General features: G+C 70.6%; 18 protein-coding genes. 8 read left to right on the top strand and 10 right to left on the bottom strand.

The features are described from left to right. The first annotated feature begins 200 nt into the window (after positions 1-200). On the top strand, positions 201-650 hold the full coding sequence (locus FHR97_RS18715) for a DUF2721 domain-containing protein (RefSeq protein ID WP_183385317.1): 450 nt from the start codon (positions 201-203) through the stop codon (positions 648-650). Between the two features lie 47 nt (positions 651-697). Beyond that, positions 698-1,765 (top strand): 23S rRNA (cytidine(2498)-2'-O)-methyltransferase RlmM, encoded by a 1,068-nt coding sequence (gene rlmM, locus FHR97_RS18710; RefSeq protein ID WP_183385316.1) that lies wholly within the window; start codon positions 698-700, stop codon positions 1,763-1,765. Between the two features lie 15 nt (positions 1,766-1,780). Here the strand turns inward: rlmM and FHR97_RS18705 are convergent, their stop codons facing one another. Beyond that, entirely contained in the window at positions 1,781-2,068 is a 288-nt protein-coding gene (locus tag FHR97_RS18705) for an antibiotic biosynthesis monooxygenase family protein (RefSeq protein ID WP_183385315.1), read from the bottom strand. A 50-nt stretch (positions 2,069-2,118) separates the two neighbouring features. On the opposite strand from FHR97_RS18705, the gene tusA reads away from it, so the two are divergent. Then, positions 2,119-2,370 carry a sulfurtransferase TusA gene (gene tusA / locus FHR97_RS18700; protein WP_183385314.1) on the top strand — a complete coding sequence of 84 codons (252 nt, stop codon included), beginning with the start codon at positions 2,119-2,121 and terminating at the stop codon, positions 2,368-2,370. 20 nt (positions 2,371-2,390) lie between these two features. On the opposite strand, the gene FHR97_RS18695 is transcribed toward tusA, so the two are convergent. From FHR97_RS18695 to FHR97_RS18680, 4 genes are all read right to left on the bottom strand, one after another. Beyond that, on the bottom strand, positions 2,391-3,098 hold the full coding sequence (locus FHR97_RS18695) for a hypothetical protein (RefSeq protein WP_183385313.1): 708 nt from the start codon (positions 3,096-3,098) through the stop codon (positions 2,391-2,393). 118 nt (positions 3,099-3,216) lie between these two features. After that, the gene (locus FHR97_RS18690) at positions 3,217-4,263 is read right to left on the bottom strand and encodes a DUF3080 family protein (RefSeq protein WP_183385312.1); all 1,047 of its coding nucleotides are present in this window, start codon (positions 4,261-4,263) and stop codon (positions 3,217-3,219) included. Then, positions 4,229-5,680 carry an MATE family efflux transporter gene (locus tag FHR97_RS18685; protein ID WP_183385311.1) on the bottom strand — a complete coding sequence of 484 codons (1,452 nt, stop codon included), beginning with the start codon at positions 5,678-5,680 and terminating at the stop codon, positions 4,229-4,231. Before FHR97_RS18685 ends, FHR97_RS18690 begins: the two co-directional genes overlap by 35 nt. 90 nt (positions 5,681-5,770) lie before the next feature. Next, a complete protein-coding gene (locus FHR97_RS18680) occupies positions 5,771-7,813 on the bottom strand; it encodes a BTAD domain-containing putative transcriptional regulator (protein ID WP_183385310.1) in 2,043 nt (680 codons plus the stop codon). 182 nt (positions 7,814-7,995) lie between these two features. Between FHR97_RS18680 and FHR97_RS18675 the strand changes: the two genes are divergently transcribed. From FHR97_RS18675 to FHR97_RS18665, 3 genes are all read left to right on the top strand, one after another. Then, complete coding sequence (locus tag FHR97_RS18675; RefSeq protein ID WP_183385309.1) at positions 7,996-9,417, top strand: FAD-binding oxidoreductase; 1,422 nt, start codon at positions 7,996-7,998, stop codon at positions 9,415-9,417. A gap of 371 nt (positions 9,418-9,788) precedes the next feature. Further along, positions 9,789-10,343 carry an elongation factor P hydroxylase gene (locus tag FHR97_RS18670; protein ID WP_183385308.1) on the top strand — a complete coding sequence of 185 codons (555 nt, stop codon included), beginning with the start codon at positions 9,789-9,791 and terminating at the stop codon, positions 10,341-10,343. A gap of 111 nt (positions 10,344-10,454) precedes the next feature. Continuing rightward, complete coding sequence (locus FHR97_RS18665) at positions 10,455-12,689, top strand: thiamine pyrophosphate-dependent enzyme (RefSeq protein WP_183385307.1); 2,235 nt, start codon at positions 10,455-10,457, stop codon at positions 12,687-12,689. A 37-nt stretch (positions 12,690-12,726) separates the two neighbouring features. On the opposite strand, the gene FHR97_RS18660 is transcribed toward FHR97_RS18665, so the two are convergent. Together FHR97_RS18660 and FHR97_RS18655 are read right to left on the bottom strand one after the other, a co-directional pair. Then, positions 12,727-13,206, bottom strand: a complete 480-nt coding sequence (locus FHR97_RS18660; protein ID WP_183385306.1) for a hypothetical protein — start codon at positions 13,204-13,206, stop codon at positions 12,727-12,729. Continuing rightward, positions 13,199-14,095 (bottom strand): TatD family hydrolase, encoded by an 897-nt coding sequence (locus tag FHR97_RS18655; protein WP_183385305.1) that lies wholly within the window; start codon positions 14,093-14,095, stop codon positions 13,199-13,201. Before FHR97_RS18655 ends, FHR97_RS18660 begins: the two co-directional genes overlap by 8 nt. A 115-nt stretch (positions 14,096-14,210) precedes the next feature. Between FHR97_RS18655 and FHR97_RS18650 the strand changes: the two genes are divergently transcribed. Then, positions 14,211-16,145 (top strand): ATP-binding cassette domain-containing protein, encoded by a 1,935-nt coding sequence (locus FHR97_RS18650; protein ID WP_183385304.1) that lies wholly within the window; start codon positions 14,211-14,213, stop codon positions 16,143-16,145. A 167-nt stretch (positions 16,146-16,312) separates the two neighbouring features. Here FHR97_RS18650 and FHR97_RS18645 read toward each other — a convergent pair whose 3' ends face one another. Beyond that, positions 16,313-16,765: a universal stress protein gene (locus FHR97_RS18645; protein WP_183385303.1), complete on the bottom strand. Its 453-nt coding sequence runs from the start codon at positions 16,763-16,765 to the stop codon at positions 16,313-16,315. 108 nt (positions 16,766-16,873) lie between these two features. Here FHR97_RS18645 and FHR97_RS18640 point away from each other — a divergent pair, with 108 nt between their 5' ends. Next, on the top strand, positions 16,874-17,404 hold the full coding sequence (locus FHR97_RS18640; protein ID WP_183385302.1) for a preprotein translocase subunit YajC: 531 nt from the start codon (positions 16,874-16,876) through the stop codon (positions 17,402-17,404). 31 nt (positions 17,405-17,435) lie between these two features. Here FHR97_RS18640 and slyA read toward each other — a convergent pair whose 3' ends face one another. Then, positions 17,436-17,876 carry a transcriptional regulator SlyA gene (gene slyA / locus FHR97_RS18635; protein WP_183385301.1) on the bottom strand — a complete coding sequence of 147 codons (441 nt, stop codon included), beginning with the start codon at positions 17,874-17,876 and terminating at the stop codon, positions 17,436-17,438. A 69-nt stretch (positions 17,877-17,945) separates the two neighbouring features. After that, complete coding sequence (locus tag FHR97_RS18630) at positions 17,946-19,178, bottom strand: DUF5924 family protein (protein ID WP_183385300.1); 1,233 nt, start codon at positions 19,176-19,178, stop codon at positions 17,946-17,948. Positions 19,179-19,206 lie beyond the last annotated feature (28 nt).

Genomic DNA, 19,206 nt, shown 5'->3' with positions numbered 1-19,206 from the left:
GGTAGTGTGGGGTCTCCCCATGCGAGAGTAGGTCATCGTCAGGCACTTATTCCGGAAAAGCCCCGATCTCGAAAGAGGTCGGGGCTTTTTCATGTCTGGGCCTCCCGAGTTCGACACCTTCCAGCCCGCTTTTGGCCTGAACTCGGCCTTGGGCAGAGAAATGCGTATAATGCGACCAAGGTCTAATAATGGAGGTCGTCTTGACCCTGACCACACCGGCCCTGCTGTTTCCGGCCATTTCCCTGCTGCTGCTGGCCTATACCAATCGTTTCCTGACCCTGGCGCAGCTGATTCGCAAGCTGGCCGACGAGGAGCGCGACGCCCATCACGAGGTGGCGATGCGCCAGATCCTGCTGCTGCGCCAGCGGATCACCCTGACCAAGCGCATGCAGATGGCGGGCGTGTTGAGCTTCCTGCTCTGCACGCTATCGATGTTCGCGCTCTTCCTGTCCCTCAAGCTCCTCGGCATGCTGCTGTTCGGCGTCAGCCTGATCAGCCTGTCGGTGTCGCTGGTGTTCTCCCTCTGGGAGGTGAAGATCTCGACCAACGCCCTGAATGTCCAGCTGCAGGACATCGAGAACTGGAGCCGGGACCGGGCCGCCGGCAAGGCAGTCGACGAGGAGGAGGAAGAGGGCATGCACGGCTTGTGAGCAGGGTGCGCGCCCGGCTAGACTGGCGGGCCTTCACAGGAGGCCACATGACCCCCCAGCAGTTGCTGTTCTATTGCCGCCCCGGATTCGAGAGCGATCTCGCCAGCGAGGTCGCCACCAAGGCGGCCTTGCTGGGCTGGCAGGGCTTTCCCCGCGCCGAGCCTCACGCCGGCCATGTCCGCTTCGTGGTCACCGACGAACGCTCCGTCAACGCGCTGCATCGGGCCCTGCCCCTGGCTTCGCTGGTCTTCGCCCGCCAGAGCCTCGTGGCCCTGGAACCCCTGGAAGCATTGTCACGGGAGGACCGCCTCTCGCCCATCGTCGAGCAGGTCGTGGCGAGTGGCTGGAGCTTCGAGTCGTTGTGGCAGGAGACACCGGACACCAACGAGGCCAAGGCGCTGGCCGGGCTGATCAAGGCCCTCAAGCGGCCCCTCGAGTCGACGCTCAGGAAGCGCGGGGCCCTGCGGCGCAAGGCCGGTGGCCGGCGCCTGCACCTGCTGTGGACCGATGGCGACCGGGTTCAACTGGGGATGAGCTTCCCGGGCAATCGCAGCGAGCTTCCCGGAGGCATCCGTCGCCTGCGCTTTCCCCATGATGCCCCGAGCCGCTCCACCCTCAAGCTCGAGGAGGCCTGGCACGAGTTCGTGCCGCGGGACCAGTGGGAGGACCGCCTGGGCGAGGGGATGCAGGCGGCGGACCTGGGGGCGGCGCCGGGGGGCTGGACCTGGCAGTTGGTCCATCGGGGGATGCAGGTCTTCGCCATCGACAACGGCCCCATGGATCGCAAGCTGATGGCGACCGGCCTGGTGGATCACTTGCGTGAGGATGGCTTCGTCTGGACGCCGCCGTCGCGGCTGGACTGGCTGGTCTGCGACATCGTCGACAAGCCGGCCCGGGTCATCGCCATGGTCGAACGCTGGCTGACGCGACGCTGGTGCCGGGAGGCCGTGTTCAATCTCAAGCTGCCGATGAAGCGGCGCTGGGAAGCCGTCTCGGAAGGCCTGGCGCGGCTGGATGCCGCCCTCGGCGAGGCGGGCGTCAAGGCGGAAATCGCCTGCCGCCACCTCTACCACGACCGTGAAGAGGTGACGGTGCATGTCCGGCTGCTGGACTGACGGCGGGGCAGGGGCTCAGTAGCTCGGCTCGTAGATGCGAACCTGCTCGTCCTCGGTCAGCAGGGGCAGCATCCGCTGCATCACGCGGCTGCGCTGCTCGCTGTCACGCCACTCCTTCCAGGCCCGCAGGTCACGCCACTTGGTGATCACCAGCCGCCGATCGCTATGCCCCTTCTCGACGAGGGTCTCGCCGCCCCCGAAGCCGGGGGCGCCGAGCACCTGGCGCATGGCCTCGCGGGCCACCTTCTCGTATTCTGCCTCCAGCCCGGGCATGATACGACGTTCGATAATGATCTTGATCATCCACTAGCTCCCTAGACACTATTCCCTCAATTCCTTAGGCGAGGTCATCGATGGTTGATTCCGCGGATTCCCTGCCCGCTTGCCATGCCGAACTGGACACCACGGGTCTCTACTGCCCCGAGCCGATCATGCTGATGCACAACAAGGTGCGCGACATGCAGCCGGGGGAGATCCTCAAGGTGATCGCCAGCGATCCGGCCACCACCCGGGACGTGCCCAAGTTCTGCAGTTTCCTGGGCCATGAGTTGCTGCAACAGCACGAGGACGACGGCCGCTACCTCTACTTCATCCGTCTGGGCTGAGGCGTGGCCCCGGGCCGGCCTCATTCCGGCGGGTCGGCATCGGGCATGACCATCAGGGCCAGGGCTTCCAGGGTGGCGGGGTCCTCGTGGCGGATGCGGTTGGCGATCTGCCGCTGGAAGAAGTAGACCACCCGGTGGCGACTGTGGCCGGGATAGAGGCAGGCATCGCCGGGCAGGATCGGGGTGGACTCGACCAGCCGCTCGTCGGCGAGCAGGGCCTCGATCGCCCCGTCGCTGTAGAGGCGCCAGCCGAACACCTGCTTCAGCTGCCAGGGCGCCCCGCTCTCGTCCATGCACAGCGCATGGGTGCCCTGGGTCTCCGGCAACTGCTGGATCAGGGTCGCCTCCTCGGTCTCCTCGTACTCGAAGTAGGCGGCGGCCTGCTCGAGCTCCAGCACCTTGTGCTCCGGCGGCTCCTCGAACAGTTCCTCGGTCTCGGGGTCCCGGTAACCGATGAAGTGGCCATGCTCGGGGTCATCGAGCCTCTGGCAGGGCGTCAGGCTTTCCATCCATGGCACCAGGCCGACCACTTCGCCGTCATCGCGGAGCCCCCAGGCGAGCAGGGGCATGCCGTAGTAGGCCTCGGATTCGGAAGGCAGCCGATAGACCATCTCCAGGCCGTCGAGCTCGGGAGCGAGACGGACCAGGCGTTTCCTGGCCTGTTGGCGTTGGCGCATGGTGTCCAGGTCGATGACCCGGGCGGGGCGGTGTGACAGCGGGATACCCATGAAGTCCCTCCTGCTGCTGCATGGTCACGGCATTGGCGATTGGGCCTGTCGGCAGCGCACAACGTCACTGTCTTCCCATCAATAGCACAGAGTGGTGACCGAGGTTAAGCCTCTGGCGTCAACCGCAGTGACGAATCATGGCGGCGCGCAGGCCTCGATGACGCTCCCGGGCCGCTACCAGCGCGGGCCAGGGCGCCTGCTCGGCCTCCAGGGAGAGCCAACGCTGCCGGTAGCTGGCGACGGCCGGAGGCGGGTCGACGAGTTGGGCCTCAATCAGCCGGTCGAGGCCCTGCAGCCAGCGCCGGGACTGCTGCTGGAGCCCGTCCAGCCAGCGAGTCAGCCGGTCATGCCCGGCGGTGGCGACCAGGTCGGGACAGCGCGTCCCGTCGGCCAGGGCCGTCTCGAGCAGCGCCGAGGCCTCCTCGAGGCGCCGCTCGGCCAGCAGCAGGGCCCGCAGCAGCTCGGCGGTCAGCGGGCGCGTCTGCAGGGCCTTGAGGTGGCCCTCGAGGGTCGCGGAGTCCGGGGACCAGCGGCGGTCGAACTGGTGGAGGGTCGCCTCACGCAGGTAGTGGAGCACGGGCAGCTGCGTCTCGACCGCCGCCAGCGCGTCCGGCGCCAGGGGCGCGCTGGCCCGGGAGAAGCTGCCGACCCATTCGCTGGAGTCGAACAGGGCATTCCAGCTCGCCCGGGGAAGCTGCTCGGTCTTGGTCCGGGTCAGCCGTGCCAGGCGTGCCCGGTCGGCCTCGCCGAGGCGCTCCGGCACCTCGGTGTTCCAGCAGCCGCTCAGGCGGCGCCACAGGGCGAGCTCGTAGAGCCAGCGCTGGCTCGGGGCGGCCACCCGGCCCAGCTGGTTGTTGCGGCCGGCGACCAGGTTGGCGATATGGCAGTCGCGCAGGGCGAAGATCGCCAGCATGCCCTCCCGGGTCTCGCCGAGGGGAAGGAGGCGTGCCTCCGGCTCGGGGAAGGCCCCGATATTGGTCGGGGGGGCGGGTGTCGGGGGCGCCACGGCCAGGGCCTCCGCCAGGCGCCGCTGGTAGTCCACCAGCAGCGTCTCGGCGGGGCCGTCGCTGCAGCCGGCGAGCAGCAGGCCCAGCAGCAGCGGACCCCGCCAGCCGGCCCGCCGGCGCCCCTCAGCCCCGGAGGTCGGGAAGTTCCATATCGCCATGCGCCACCGCCTTGCTCCGTCGTCTCAAGCGCTCGCCGAGCAGCATCGCGGCCACCGTCAGTCCGGCGATCAGCCCGATCCAGTAGCCGTACACCCCCAGCGGGGGGACCCGGCCGAACAGCCCATACGCGCCCAGCCAGTGGCCGCCGCCCAGGCCCACCAGCCAGTAGGCGAGCAGGGTGATCAGCATGATCACCCGGGTATCCTTGTAGCCGCGCAGGGCGCCTGCCAGGTTGACCTGCAGGGAGTCGGAGACCTGGTAGAGCATGGCCAGCCCGACTAGGGACAGGGTCAGCTCGATCACGGCGGGGTCGTGGGTGTAGAGGCCGATGACCGGCGTAGCCGTCAGCCACAGCAGCAGGCTGTTGAGCAGGGCCACGGCCACGGCGACCAGGATACCGTTCCAGGCCACCAGGCGGGCCATCTCGGGGCGTGCCTGGCCGAGGGTGTGGCCCACCCGGACGGTCAGGGCCATGCCCAGCGACAGCGGCAGCATGAACAGCAGGGAGGTGTAGTTCAGGGCCACCTGGTGGGCCGCCACCGTCACCTCGCCGAGGCTGGCGATGAACAGCGCGATCAGGGTGAACAGCGTCACCTCGACGAAGATCGCCACCCCGATCGGCACCCCCACGTAGAGCAGCTCACCGATCATCCGCCAACGCGGCGGGGTGGGCGAGCGCCACAGCGCGACGTCGCCATAGGCCCGGCTGCGCCGGGTATAGGCGATCATCGTCAGGCTCATCACCCACATAGACAGCGCCGTGGCGATGCCACAGCCCAACGCCCCCAGGGCGGGCAGGGCCTGCAGCGGCCCCGGCAGCCCCTCGCCGAACAGCGCGGTGAGCCCCGCGCCACCATAGATCAGCAGGTAGTTGCTGGGGATGTTCACCGCCAGCCCCACCAGGCTGATCCACAGCGCCGGCCGGGTGTGGTTCATGCCGTCCGAGAAGGCCCGCAGCGCCTGGAAGATCGCCACGCCGGGCATGCCCAGGCCCACCGCGGCCAGGTAGCCGGCGGCGCGGCGCGCCACCTCTTCGGGCACCGCCATCAGCCGGAACACCGGCATCACCGCCAGCCACAGCAGCACGGCGGCGATGATGCCCAGGGCCACGCCGATCCACAGCGCCTGGTGGACGTTCTCGCGGATGCCTCCCCGACTGCCGCCCAGCAAGTGGGCCACCACCGGCGTCAGGCCCATCAGGGTACCGGTCATGAACAGCATCAGCGGCAGCCACAGGCTCGAGCCCACCGATACCGCCGCCAGGTCGGTGGCACTCAGGCGGCCGGTCATCATCACATCCACCACGCTCATGCCCGCCTGGGCGAGCTGGGCGCCGCAGATGGGCAGGGCCAGGCGGATCAGCGGGCGGGTTTCCTGGCGCGTGACGGCGAGCAGGTCAGCGGTGAACGGGGCCAAGGGGCATGCTCCATGCGGGGACGAGACGGCCCCGGGCCTCATGCCGTCGGGGCGAAGTGGATAGTCTATCAGGGGCCGCGGAGTGCCGGGTTACTCGAAGCCTGCCCGTCGCAACCCCTCGAGATAGTGGGCCGCATCGGCCTCGCGCCGATAGGGATCGAGGGCGGTCAGCCAGTCGAGGCAGCTGATGCCGGGGGGGAAGGTGCCCCGCGACACCTGGTAGCGGTAGTGGCGATAGACGGTGTCCCGGTGGTCGGCCGCTCGTTCCGGCTGGCCGAGGTGGGCATGGGCCGCGGCGAGGAAGGCCGGCGTGTTGCAGAAGGCCTCGGGGGCCGTGGCCATGGTGGCGATGGCCTCCTCGTAGAGGTGGGCGCTGAAGAAGGCGATGCCCGTCATGCCGGCGTACCACTCGGGCCGGTAGGGCGCCAGGCGCAAGGCCCGGCGGGCCGCCACCACCCCCTGCTGCGGGTCGCCGGCCAGGGCCAGGGCGAAGGAGGCGTGGGCCAGGACATCCGCATCGTTGGGATTGAGCTCCAGCGCCAGGGTGAGCTCCCGATGGGCGACGTCGTAGTGCCGGGCATAGAGCTCGGCCAGGCCCAGCATGCAGTGGGCGCGATGGTCGTGCTCGTCGAGGCCGACCGCCTTGCGGCCGAGCTCCAGGGCCTCCTGCTGCAGGAAGACCCAGTGGCCCCAGGCATAGCAGGCCCACTCGTTGAGGTGGGCCAGGGCCAGGCCCACATAGGCCCTGGCGAGCTGCGGGTCCTGGGCCAGGGCCTGGCGGAAGTAGCCCCGGGCCTGCTGGATGGCCGCGAGTTCGGGACGCCGCAGGGCATGCCAGCCGCGCAGCCAGAGGTCATAGGCCTGCCAGTCCCGGGGAGGCCGGCGACGCGCCTGACGCAGTCGCTCGGCCTCGAGCCCGCCGACCAGGCGACCGACGATCTGTCCAACGATCTCGTCCTGGGCCTCGAAGCAGGCCTCGCCCTGGCAGTCGTACTGCTCCGCCCAGATCTGGTGGGCATCGTCGGTGGACAGCAGGCGAGCGGTCAGCCTCAGGCGCTCGCCCCGCCGTTGCAGGCGCCCCTCGAGCAGGTAGTCCACGCCGAGTTCGCTGCCGATGCACTGCGGAGCGGCGTCGCTGTCGCGGTAGGCCAGCGCGCTGGTCGGGGCGATGATCTCGAGTTCGCGGAAGCGGCCGAGTTCGGTGGCGATATCCTCCGCCAGGCCGTCGCCGAGGTGGCGGTCCGCGGCGTCGTCCGTCGCCAGGGCCAGCACGGCCAGGGATGGACAGCCCTCCGGGGTGGCCCGTCGCCGGGCCCGCTCCCGGGCGGCCGTGGCGATGACGCCGGCACGCTCCGGCAGGTCATCCGGCTCGTTCAGCGAGGGAGGCGCCGACGCCGGGCTGCCCGGCTGCAGGGCCAGCAGCGTCTCCCGGAGGCGCTCGGTCTGGGGGCCGGGCGGGCGACCGGTCTCGTCGAGGAGCCGCTCCCGGCAGCGCCGATATTGCGCCAGGGCGGCGCCGACCCGGTCCTGGTAGAGGTAGAGGCGGATCAGGGTGCGGTGCACCCCCTCGTCCAGGGGATCGTCGGCCAGCAGCCGCTGGGCCAGCTGGATGCCGGGATCGATGGCGCCGGTGACCACATAGTGTTCGAGCAGGCGGTGCATCAGTTGCTGGTGCCGTTCCTCGAGGGCGAGGCGTTGCGCCATCAGCCAGTCCTCGAACGCCTCGCCGCAGTCGGCCATGCCCTGCAGGAAGGGGCCGCGATACAGCGCCAGGGCCCGCTCCAGGGTCTCCGGGGTCCCGTCGGCCAGCAGGCGATCGAAGGCCTCGAGGTCGACCCGGACCTCAGCCGCCGCCAGCCCCAGCTCGCGTCGGTCGACGGCGAGGGCATCGCGGGCCGTCGCCGGCAACGCCTGGTGCAGGCGTGACAGCGCCTTGCGCAGGTTGCTGCGGGCCTGGGCATCGGGCATCTCCCCCCACAGCAGGCCCGCCAGCCGGTCCCGGGAATGGCGGCGTCCGGGCGCGGCGGCGAGGTAGGCGAGCAGGGCCTCCACCTTGCGGGTAGGGAGGACGATCGGCGAGGCCTGCGGCGAGTGGCAGGCGAACTCCCCGAGCAGCGAGAGGTGAAGGGTCATGGCGGCGGGCCTCCTCCTCACAGTCTAAGCAGGGGGCGAGGACGGCGCTAAGGGCGCTGTCACGGCCTTGTCACGATCCGGGAGCGCCTTGCGGCTATAACCAGGACATAGCCCCCGGGGCAGGACCGTCCGGGGCCAACGCCGCGCGATGCGGCATGCCTCGATGAGCCAGGAGGTGGACCATGGTGACGACAGCCGTTGACACACGAGAGGCCGGCCCCCGGGAGCCGGCCGCCGAGGCGATCCTTGCCTTCGCAGGAGGCCTGCACGGGGCGCTGGTCGCGCCCGGCGACGAGGACTACGAGCGGGCACGCCGGGTCTACAATGCCATGCACGACCGCCATCCGCGGCTGATCGTCCAGGCCGCGGGGGTCGCCGACGTGATGGCCGCGGTGACCTTCGCCGACCGGCATGCGCTGCCCCTGGCGGTGCGGGGGGGCGGCCACAGCGTGCCCGGCTTCGGCACCTGCGACGATGGCCTGGTCCTGGACCTCGGCCGCCTGCGGGGGATCCGCGTCGATCCGGCGCAGCAGCGGGTCCGCGCCGAGACCGGCTGCACCTGGGCCGATCTCAACCACGCCGCGGCGGCCTTCGGCCTGGCGACCCCCGGCGGTATCGTCTCCACCACCGGCATCGCCGGGCTGACCCTCGGCGGTGGGCTCGGCTACCTCAATCGTCGCTGCGGGCTGAGCTGCGACAACCTGCTCTCGGCGGATGTGGTCACCGCCGACGGCAGCTTCCTGACCTGCAGCGAGGAGGCGCATGCCGAGCTCTTCTGGGCGCTGCGCGGCGGGGGCGGCAACTTCGGCGTGGTCACCGCCTTCGAGTACCGGCTGCACGAGGTGCCCGATATCCTCGGCGGGCCGACCTTCTACCCCCTCGACGCCGAGGTCATTCGCCGCTACCAGGCCCTGATCGCCCGGTCGCCGGAGGCGCTGGGGGCGATCCTCGGCATCACCGTGGGGCCGCCATTGCCCTTCGTGCCCGAGCGCTGGCAGGGACAGCCGGTGATCGTCGTGCTGACCTGTTGGAGCGGACCGACGGCCGAGGACGACGGCATCCGCGCGCAACTCGACGGCCTCGGTCCCGTGATCGGCCAGGCGCTGCAGCGCATGCCGTATCCGCTGATCAACACCCTCTTCGATGAGCTGCTGCCGGCGGGCCTGCGCCACTACTGGAAGGGCTGCTTCTCCGGCCCTCTCGGCGAGGAGGCGATCGCCGTGCACCTGGAGCATGGTGCGCGGATTCCCTGCCTCGAGACCGCAACGTTGCTGTTCCCCATCGATGGCGCCTGCCGGCGCGTCGCCCCCGAGGCCACGGCCTTCGCCTACCGGGAGGCGGCCTTCGCCACGGTGCTGGGCCCGAGCTGGCGCGACCCGGCCGACGACGAGCGCCACCTCGCCTGGGGGCGGGCCTACTATCGGGCCCTGCAGCCGCATGTCGAAGCGGGGGGCTACGTGAACTTCATGTCCGCCGACGATGGCGGCCGCGTCCCGGCCAACTATCGCCAGAACTATGACCGGCTGGCACGGATCAAGGCCCGCTACGATCCCGGCAACCTCTTCCGGCTCAACCAGAACATCCCGCCGGCGACCCCCTCCTAGGGCGCGTTAACCATCGCACGCACGTTGCGCCGGAGCCGGTGGTTGTGCAGATCGCGGCGTGAACGACGTGGCTTGGTGGTGCCAAGTGAGTCGTGAACAACAAAGAGCTGCGCAGCCACCGGCCCGGCCCTTCGGGTTGCGCCTCACCAGGCGTCATGCGGCGTTGACGGCCTGGTCAAGGGAACCACCCTTGACGGCGGCCGTCGCCTGGCCTGACGTCTGGTGAGACAGCAACGCCATCGGCGGACGATTGTTAACGCGCCCTAGGGGCCAGGGCCGGCGCCTCGGGCATCGAGGGCACGGCGGCGGTTTTCGCCGCCGTGCCCGGCTCGCTATACTACGCCGCCCATGTCCCAGCCCCAGGTGCCCGAGTGAGCCATCGCCTCGAGGATGTCATCGCGCTGTTCGACGGCCTCTTCCTGCCCACCTACCGGACCCGGCTGGTGCGCGGCGGCGACGAGCCGCTCTACCTGCCCGCCGACGCCGACACGCCCTGGCACCGGGTGATCTTCGCCCGCGGCTTCTACGCCAGCGCCCTGCACGAGATCAGCCACTGGTGCATCGCCGGGGCCCGGCGCCGCGCGCTCGAGGACTACGGCTACTGGTACCTGCCGGACGGCCGCGATGCCGAGCAGCAGTATGCCTTCGAGTCGGTGGAGGTGGCTCCCCAGGCGCTGGAGAGCCTGTTCGCCGCGGCCTGCGGACGGCGCTTCAACGTCAGCGTCGACAACCTGGGCGAGGTGGCGGTCGACCGGGAGGCCTTCCAGGCACGGGTCGCCGCCCGGGCGGCGCGCTACGAGGCCGAGGGCCTGCCGCGCCGGGCGGCGGCCTTCCGGCGCGCCTTGGAAGGCTTCTATCGCCAGGGGCTGCCCGTCGAGGGGGCCGTGGCGCGCGGGCGCGAGGCGCTGACCCCGCTGCCGGCCTGATCGGCCGCTGCCCACGACGCACTCGCGATCGTCCAGGAGAACGATATTCCCGCCTTGGCGGGCCGATGGATTAGGCTTCAAGGGAGTGCCTCACCCACAAGGAGTCCGGCCGTGGCCACCGCCTTTCCCCTGGAAGATGCCTTCTTCGCCGCCCTGGAACGCGACCACTGGCCGCCGCCGAGCCGCCCCTGGGGGCTGGAGGCGGCCGGGCTGGACGGCCCCGAGCTGGTCGAGCTGTTCGAGTCGCAGCTGCTCAGCCGCCACCTCGACTACCAGGCCCGCCGCCTGCAGGCCCGGGGCGAGGGGTTCTACACCATCGGCAGTGCCGGCCACGAGGGCAACGCCGCCATCGCGGCGGCCTTCCGCCACACCGATCCCGCCTTCCTGCACTACCGCGATGCCGCCTTCCTGATCCAGCGCAGCAAGGCGCTGCCCGGCCAGACTCCACTGCACGACATGCTGCTGAGCTTCTGTGCCGCGGCGGACGATCCGATATCCGGCGGGCGCCACAAGGTGCTGGGCTCGGTGAGCCTCACGGTGCCGCCCCAGACCAGCACCATCGCCTCGCACCTGCCCAAGGCGGTGGGGGCCGCCTACAGCCTGGGCCTGTGGCGTCAACTGGGCGGGGGTGGCCGCTGGCCGGCCGATGGCGTGGTGCTGTGCAGCTTCGGCGACGCCTCCTTCAACCACTCGACCGCCCAGGGGGCCCTCAACGCCGCCGGCTGGGCCGCCTACCAGGGCGTGCCCATGCCGCTGGTGCTGGTCTGCGAGGACAACGCCATCGGCATCTCCACGCCGACTCCCGAGGGCTGGATCGAGGCCAGCGTGCGTGCCCGCCCGGGGCTGCACTACCTGAGCTGCGACGGCCTGGACCCCCTCGATACCCATCGCGCCGCGCGGGAGGCGGAGCGCCTCGCCCGTCGGCGCCGACAGCCGGTGTTCCTGCACATGCATTGCGTGCGCCTGATGGGCCATGCCGGCTCCGATGCCCAGCAGGTCTATCTCGACCCCGCGCGTATCCAGGCCGACGAGGCCCGCGACCCGTTGCTGATCGGGGCGGGGCTGCTGCGCCGGCATGGACTGCTTTCCGTCGCCGAGCTGGAGGCGCTGTACCGGGAGGTCGGCGAGCGGGTGGCGAAGGAGGCCGAGACGCTGGTGGGGTGTCCACGGCTGGTCTCCGCCGCCGAGGTGATGGCCAGCATCGTGCCGCCGGCTCGCCCCTCGCGACGCCGGGCGGTCGCCGGACCGGCCGTGGCGGACGACGCCCCGGCGCCCATGGCCCGGCTGCTCAACCAGGCCATGGGCCGCCTGATGGCGGCGTACCCGCACCTGGTGATGGCGGGGCAGGACATCGGCCGCAAGGGCGGCGTGTATGGCGTGACGCAACGGCTGCAGGCGCGCTTCGGGGCCAGCCGGGTCGTCGACACCCTGCTCGACGAGCAGAGCATCCTGGGGCTCGGCATCGGCCTGGCCCACAACGACCTGCTGCCGATGCTGGAGATCCAGTTCCTCGCCTACCTGCACAATGCCGAGGACCAGTTGCGCGGCGAGGCGGCCACCCTGAGCTTCTTCTCCCGGGGGCAGTACACCAACCCCATGGTGGTGCGCGTCGCCGGGCTCGGCTACCAGAAGGGCTTCGGCGGTCACTTCCACAACGACAACGCCATCGCGGTGCTGCGCGATATCCCCGGCCTGCTGGTGGCCTGCCCGTCCAACGGGGCCGACGCGGTGGGGCTGCTGCAGGAGGCGGTGCGGCTCGCCGACGAGCAGCAGCGCGTGGTGGTGGTGCTCGAGCCGATCGCCCGCTACCACACCCGGGACCTGCTGGAAGAGGGCGACCAACGCTGGTGCTGCGCCGACCCCGGCCCCGAGCACCGGCTGCCCGCCGGTCGTCCCGGCCGCGACGGCGAGGGACGGCGGCTGGCGATCGTCACCTACGGCAACGGCGTCTACCTCTCGCACCAGGCCCGGGCCCGGCTGGGGGCGGCGGGCGAAGGCGTGCGCATCATCGACCTGCGCTGGCTGACCGGGCTCGACCACGACGCCGTCCACGGGGAGGTCGCCGACTGCGACCAGGTGCTGTGCGTCGACGAGTGCCGGCGCACCGGCTCGCTCAGCGAGGAGATCGTCACCGGCCTGGTGGAGCGCGGCCTGGGCTCCGACCGCCTGCATCGCCTGACCGCCGAAGACAGCTTCATCCCGCTGGGCCCAGCGGCCACGGCGACCCTGCCGTCGGCGGAGGCCATCGTCGCCGAGGCCCGCCGGCTGCTGGGCAGCGCCGGCTCGGGGGAGGGGGGCGAGACGCCATCGCCAATCGTCCCGGCGACGGGGCGGTCGGCCTCATGAGGGCCACCTTCGCCCCGGGTATGCCGGCGGCGGGAGGCTAGTCGGGGTCCTGCAGCCGCTGGTGCAGGGTCAGCATCACCTGGATCTCCTCCTCGGGACGCAGCGGCTCGAGGCCCAGTTCACCGAACAGCTCGCCCCGAGCCCGGGACCAGTCACCCGGGGGGAGGTCGCCGTACAGGCTCTCGGCGGGGGCGAGCTCGACGAAGGGGTCCAGGCCGTAGGTCTCGAACAGCCGGGAGAGCGCCGCCTCGTCGTCGCCGACCCCGGCGGTGTAGAGGGTGGCGTTGAAGTGATCGGTCTCCAGCTCGCGGATCACGTCCAGCGGGCTCACGCCCATGCTGGTCAGTTCCTCCAGGCTGTAGGCGCCCAGCGAGACCAGCTCGTCGTCGAGCCAGTCGTCGTCCGGCTGGATCAGGGTGTGCTTGACGCGGCCGTCGGGCAGCGTCCAGGCGATGGAAAGCGGCAGGTCGCCGTCGTCGCCGGTCTCGACCGCAATGAAGGCGGGCAGCTCATCCATGTCGGGGCCCCTCCTCGAGGGCGTGATGTGCGTTGTGATTCATGTCGAGCCCGAAGAAGGCGAGGGCGGTGGCGGTGGTGGCACGGGCCAGCTCGGCCTCCGTCAGTCCGCGCCAGTGGGCGATCTCGCGCACGATCCAGGGCAGCAGGGCCGGTTCGTGGCGCCTGCCCTTGAGTTTGGCAGGTAAATTGCGCGGCAGCAGGTAGGGACAGTCGGTTTCCACCATCAGCCGCTCCAGGGGGATCTCGCCGACCAGCTCGCGCAGGTGGTGGCCGCGGCGCTCGTCGCACAGCCAGCCGGTCAGGCCGATATGCAGGTCGAGATCCCGGTAGCCGTAGAGGGTCTCGCGGTCGGCGGTGAAGCAGTGCACCACGGCCCGGCTGATGTCGTCGCGCCAGGCATGCAGCATCTCGCGCATGCGCCGGCCGGCATCGCGCTCGTGCAGGAACAGCGGCAGGCCGCTCTCCGCGGCGAGGCCGAGCTGGGCCTCGAGGGCGCGCTCCTGTTCGGCGGGCGTCGAGAAGTTGCGGTTGAAGTCCAGGCCGCACTCGCCCACCGCGACCACCTCCGGTTCGCGGTGCAGCTCGCGCATGGCCGCCGCGAGGCTCGGCGACCACTGGCTGGCATCGTGGGGATGCACGCCGGCGGTGGCGTACAGGCCGGGGTGGCGGCGCGCCAGCCCCACGGCCTGCTCGGCATGCTCGCGGTCGGTGCCGGTGAGGATCAGGGTCGTCACCCCGGCGGCCCGGGCACGGGTGATCGTCGCCTCGAGGTCCCGGGCGAAGCTCTCGTGGGTCAGGTTGGCGCCGATGTCCACCAGCGGGGCCGGCGAACGGAACCTCAGCGCCTCGGGCAGCACGTCATCGAAGGGGGGCGTTGCGTCGGCCAAGGCGGAACACTCCTGTGGAAGCGGGCGCGCATTGTACCCGGGAGAGGTGGGGTGGGGCCACGGCGGGCCGGCCATGCGTTACACTGGCGTCCTCGATGAACCAAGAGGTGAGCGCGTGACCCTGCTACGTCTGGAACAGCTGCAACTGGCCTACGGTCCCCAGGTGCTCCTCGATGGCGCCGATCTGGTGCTGGAGAAGGGTGAGCGCCTGGCGCTCGTGGGCCGCAACGGGACCGGCAAGTCGACCCTGCTGAAGATCGTGGCGGGGGAGGTCCAGGCCGATGGCGGAAGCATCTGGCGTGCGCCGGGGCTGAAGATCGGCGTGCTGGCCCAGGACCTGCCCGATGCCTCCGGCCAGACGATCTTCGACGTGGTGGCCCAGGGCCTCCCCGAGGCCGGTGAGCTGCTCTCCGAGTATCATCATCTGATCCACGAGGATGATCCGGACATGGCGCGCATGGCCAGGCTGCAGACCCGCATCGAGGCCATCGACGGCTGGTCCTTCCACCAGCGGATCGACGTGGTGCTGACCCGGTTGGGCCTGCCCGAGGATGCCGAGATGGCCGACCTCTCCGGTGGCTGGCGGCGTCGAGTGGCGCTGGCCAGGGCGCTGGTCGCCGAGCCCGACCTGCTGCTGCTCGACGAGCCCACCAACCACCTGGACCTGGACACCATCGCCTGGCTGGAGGAGCAGCTCGCCGACTTCAACGGCGCGGTACTCTTCATCACCCACGACCGGGCCTTCCTGTCCAAGCTGGCCACGGCGATCCTCGAACTCGACCGCGGCCGCCTCGGTCGCTATCCCGGCGACTATGCCCGCTACCAGGAGCAGAAGACCCACGAGCTGGAGGTCGAGGCCCGGGAGCACGCCGAGTTCGACAAGAAGCTGGCCCAGGAGGAAGCCTGGATCCGTCAGGGCATCAAGGCGCGGCGCACCCGCAACGAGGGCCGCGTGCGCGCCCTGCAGCAGATGCGTCGCGAACGCGGCGAGCGTCGCGAGCGCCAGGGCCGTGCCAACCTCTCGGTGGACACCGGCGAGCGCAGCGGCAAGCGGGTGGTGGAGCTGTCGCACGTCACCCAGCGCTACGGCGACGAGACGGTGATCCGCGACCTGAGCCTGGAGATCCAGCGCGGCGACCGCATCGGCTTCATCGGCCGCAACGGCGCCGGCAAGACCACCCTGCTCAAGATCCTGCTCGGCGAGCTCGCGCCCACCGAGGGGCAGGTGCGCATGGGCACCAAGCTGCAGGTGGCCTACTTCGACCAGCTGCGCGCTGGCCTGGAGCCCGAGAAGACCGTCTACGACAACGTCGCCCAGGGCAGCGACCGGGTCACCGTGGGCGGGCGCGACCGCCACGTGATGAGCTACCTGCAGGACTTCCTGTTCACCCCCGAACGCGCCCGCCAGCCGGTCAAGGCGCTCTCGGGCGGCGAGTCCAACCGCCTGCTGCTGGCCAGGCTGTTCACCCAGCCGGCCAATGTGCTGGTGCTCGACGAGCCCACCAACGACCTGGACGTCGAGACCCTGGAGCTGCTCGAGGAGCTGCTGCTCGACTTCGACGGTACCCTGCTGCTGGTCTCCCACGACCGGGCCTTCATGGACAACGTGGTGACCAGCGTGCTGGCCTTCGAGGGTGAGGGCCGGGTCCGCGAGTACGTGGGCGGCTACAGCGACTGGGTGCGCCAGGGCGGCAAGCTGCCGCCGGCCCCCTGGGAGGGCGCGGCTCGCCAGGGGGCCGAGCCCAGCGCCGAGGCGGCGCCGGCCACGGCCGAGCCCGACAGGCCGGTGACCGAGGCGACCCCGGCGGCGGCCAAGCGGGTCAAGCTCTCCTACAAGCTGCAGCGCGAGCTCGATACCCTGCCCGCGGCGATCGAGCGCCTCGAGGGCGAGGTGGCCGACGTCGAGGCGCGGGTGGCCGACCCGGCCTTCTATCAGCAGGACAGCGAGACCGTCACCGCGACCCTCCAGGCCCTGAACGACAAGCAGGCCGAGCTGGAGACCGCCATGGAGCGGTGGATGGAACTGGAGGCGATGGCGGCCGGGGAGTAAGCGACGATTCGCTACTGCGCTCGATATCTTGACCGCCGGCGGTGCTCGGAATCCTCATGTAGCAGGCTACACTGCGGTTTCTGCGCTCCGGCGGCGGCCTACTTATCTTCGCTCGTCACGCGAATCCTTCGCTTCCTCGGACCTGGAAGAATTGAAGATAGAGAGGATTACTCCTCGGCCTCGCCTTCCTTGCCGACACGCACCGCCAGGACATCGCACTTGGCGCCGTGCAGCACCCCGGTGGAGGTGGAGCCCAGCAGCAGGGCGAAGCCGTGACGGCCGTGGGAGCCGACCACGATCAGGTCGACGTCCTGCTCCTCGGCGAAGCGATGGATCTCGGTATCGGGCATGCCCACGACCACGTGCTGGTTCTCCTTGGCCACGTGGGGATCGGCGATCTCCGCGAGACGCTGCTTGGCGTGCTCGTCGAGCTGATCCTGGATGCTGGTCAGGTCCATGGGAATATCGCCGCCGTAGGCGAAGCCAAGGGGTTCGAGGGTATGCATGATGGAGAGCCTGGCCTGGTTGCGGTCGGCGATCTGCATCGCGCGCTCCAGAACCTTGTGGGAGTCCTTGGTCAGGTCGACCGCGACCAGGACGTGACGATACTCGTTGCTCATGGCATTGCCTCCGGCAGGGTGTCCAACGGCTGGTGGAATGCCTTCCACTCTAGGACGCTTGGCGAGCCACGACAACGACTTGCATCAAACTGCGAACAGGAAACGGTTATGGTCTGGTTGATCATCCTGGGGGTCATGGGGCTGGTGTTCGCCCCGGCCATGTGGCTGCGCCCGAGTCCGCGACAGCAGCGGCAGATCGGCCTGCGCGAGGCCGCCAGGCGCGCCGGGGTCATCGTGCGCCTCGAGAACTCGCCGCTGCACGATGGCGGCGAGCTGTTGCCCGCCTATCGCTGGCCCTATCCCGCCCAGCGGCCGGGGCCGGACTTCGTGCTGGTGCGGGATGCCGTCGCCAGCCAGGCCCTGAGGGCCTGCCAGGCCGGCTGGCGCTGGCGGCTGGAACCCCTGCGACCCCTGCCGAGCGCCGCGCAGCAGCGGCTGGCGGCGCTGCTGGCGCGGCTGCCGGAGGATGCGCTGGTGGTGGAGTCGGGGGCGGCGGCGCTGACCCTGTGGTGGGACGAGTCGCTGGACATCGCGACCCTGGAGGCGCTGGCGACGGAGTTCGCCGAGTTGCGCGACAGCCTGGCCGGGCGGCCGGACCGCCCCGAGGCCCACCGCCGCCTGCGCTCGCCGCGGGCCTGATCCCGCCGGACCGTCGGCATCGCCGGCGGGCTCAGGGCTCCTCGCGGGCCTGGATCGCCATGCCGTTGGCCTCGATCCGCGACAGCAGCTCGCTGAGCTGCGCCACCTCCTCGTCGGCGAGGCCGGCGAGCATCTCCCGGCGCGCCTGGGTGACCACGGCATCGATGCGCTCGAGCAGCGGCATGGCCGCCTGGGTCAGGAAGATGCGCTTGGTACGCCGATCCTGGTCGCAGGGGCGTCGCTCGATGAGCCCCTGCTCGGCCAGCTGGTCGAGGGTGCGCACCAGGGAGGGGGCCTCCACGCCGATGGCCCGGGCGAGGTCGCACTGGGGCTGGTCATCGCCCAGTCGCCAGAGGTGGTAGAGGGTGACCCAGCGGGTCTGGGTCAGCCCCTCCGGAGCCAGGCGCCGGTCGATGATGGCGCGCCACAGGCGTGGCACGCGGGCAAGCTGGAAGCCGATGTTCTGATGCATGGGACTCTGCATTGCGGGAAAGCCTGGCTGGATTGTCCGGAGCGTTAGCGTGTAATGCAAGTGACGCCCTCAGGGCGTGCCGGCGCCGTCCTCGCGCGGCGTGGCCGGCGGCGTGTCCTTCTCGCTGTCGGGAGCCGGCGACTCGGCGGGACGGGCGATCAAGCGGCGCAGGTCGAGACCGGGAAGCCCCGGCGGGGCCTGGATCCGGCCGTCGGCCAGGGTCGCCCGCTCCGCCGTCTCGCTGACCCGGAAGCGCAGCACGCCGATGCGCTGCCCGCCGGCGGTCATCACGTCGACCCGCCAGTTCCCCAGCACCGCCTCGGGGAAGTTCTGCTTGTGGGTCCAGGCCCGATATCCCGCCTCGCGACCGCCCTTGATCACCAGGGGAATGCGGTCGACCAGCTTGCCTTCGTGACGCCATTCGTGGACGACGTCCTCGCGCAACCCCCGCGGCGCATGAATGGCCGTATAGGCATAGAGCCCATGGTCGACCAGCGCCTCGGGCGTCAGGCGCACGCCACCCTCCGGGGCCCGGGCCTGCTCATCGAAGCTCGGCGACAGGGCGCGGCCGGACAGCCACAGGCTGGCGGGCGGCACCCACAGGCGGCCGGCCCAGCCGGCGCCGGCGAGCAGCGGCAGCAGGGCCAGCATGGCCAGCCAGCGTCCCCGGGTCATGGGGCGCAGCAGGTGCATCAGGCTCGGCAGGCTGAAGAGGACCATGGCGGCCAGGGCCAGCAGCAGGCTCTGGGTGGTGGTCAGGTGGAGCAGGGTCGGCAGGGCCACCAGCACCACCAGGAAGACGCACTGGGCGTGGAAGGCGAAGTACAGCCAGCGGTGGCGATCGGCCAGGCGGTAGTAGAGCGGGTCGAGGATCGACAGGATCGCCATGCCCAGCATCAGCAGCGTGAACATTGCCTGGCCGCTGGTCCACACCGTGGTCGCCAGCAGGAAGGGCAGGGTGAAGAACAGCGTCTCCTGATGGATCATCTGGGCGATGAAGGTGGTCACACCGCGAGGGAGGGTCGGATAGCCCCGCCGCGACAGCAGGCGACCGATGAGGCTCTCCGAGAGCAACAGTACCCAGGCCAGCAGCATCGCCAGGGCCAGCATGGCACCGAGCCACTGCTGGCGCTCCACCAGGAAGAAGCTGCCGGCCCCCGCGGCGAAGGCCACCGGCGGCCACAACCAGCTCCAGGGCCGGGCCCGGGCGGCCAGCCGCTCCAGGCGTTGCTGCCAGGCATCGAGGCGCGCTCCCCGGGGGGGCGGTGCGGCGGGGTCGGAAACGTGGTGGTCGGTAGACATCCCCGCATCCTACCAGTCCGCCCCCGAA

It is taken from the genome of Halomonas stenophila, assembly GCF_014192275.1.
GTDB classification, from domain to species: domain Bacteria; phylum Pseudomonadota; class Gammaproteobacteria; order Pseudomonadales; family Halomonadaceae; genus Halomonas; species Halomonas stenophila.
This window is presented reverse-complemented; position numbering and strand designations above follow the sequence as displayed.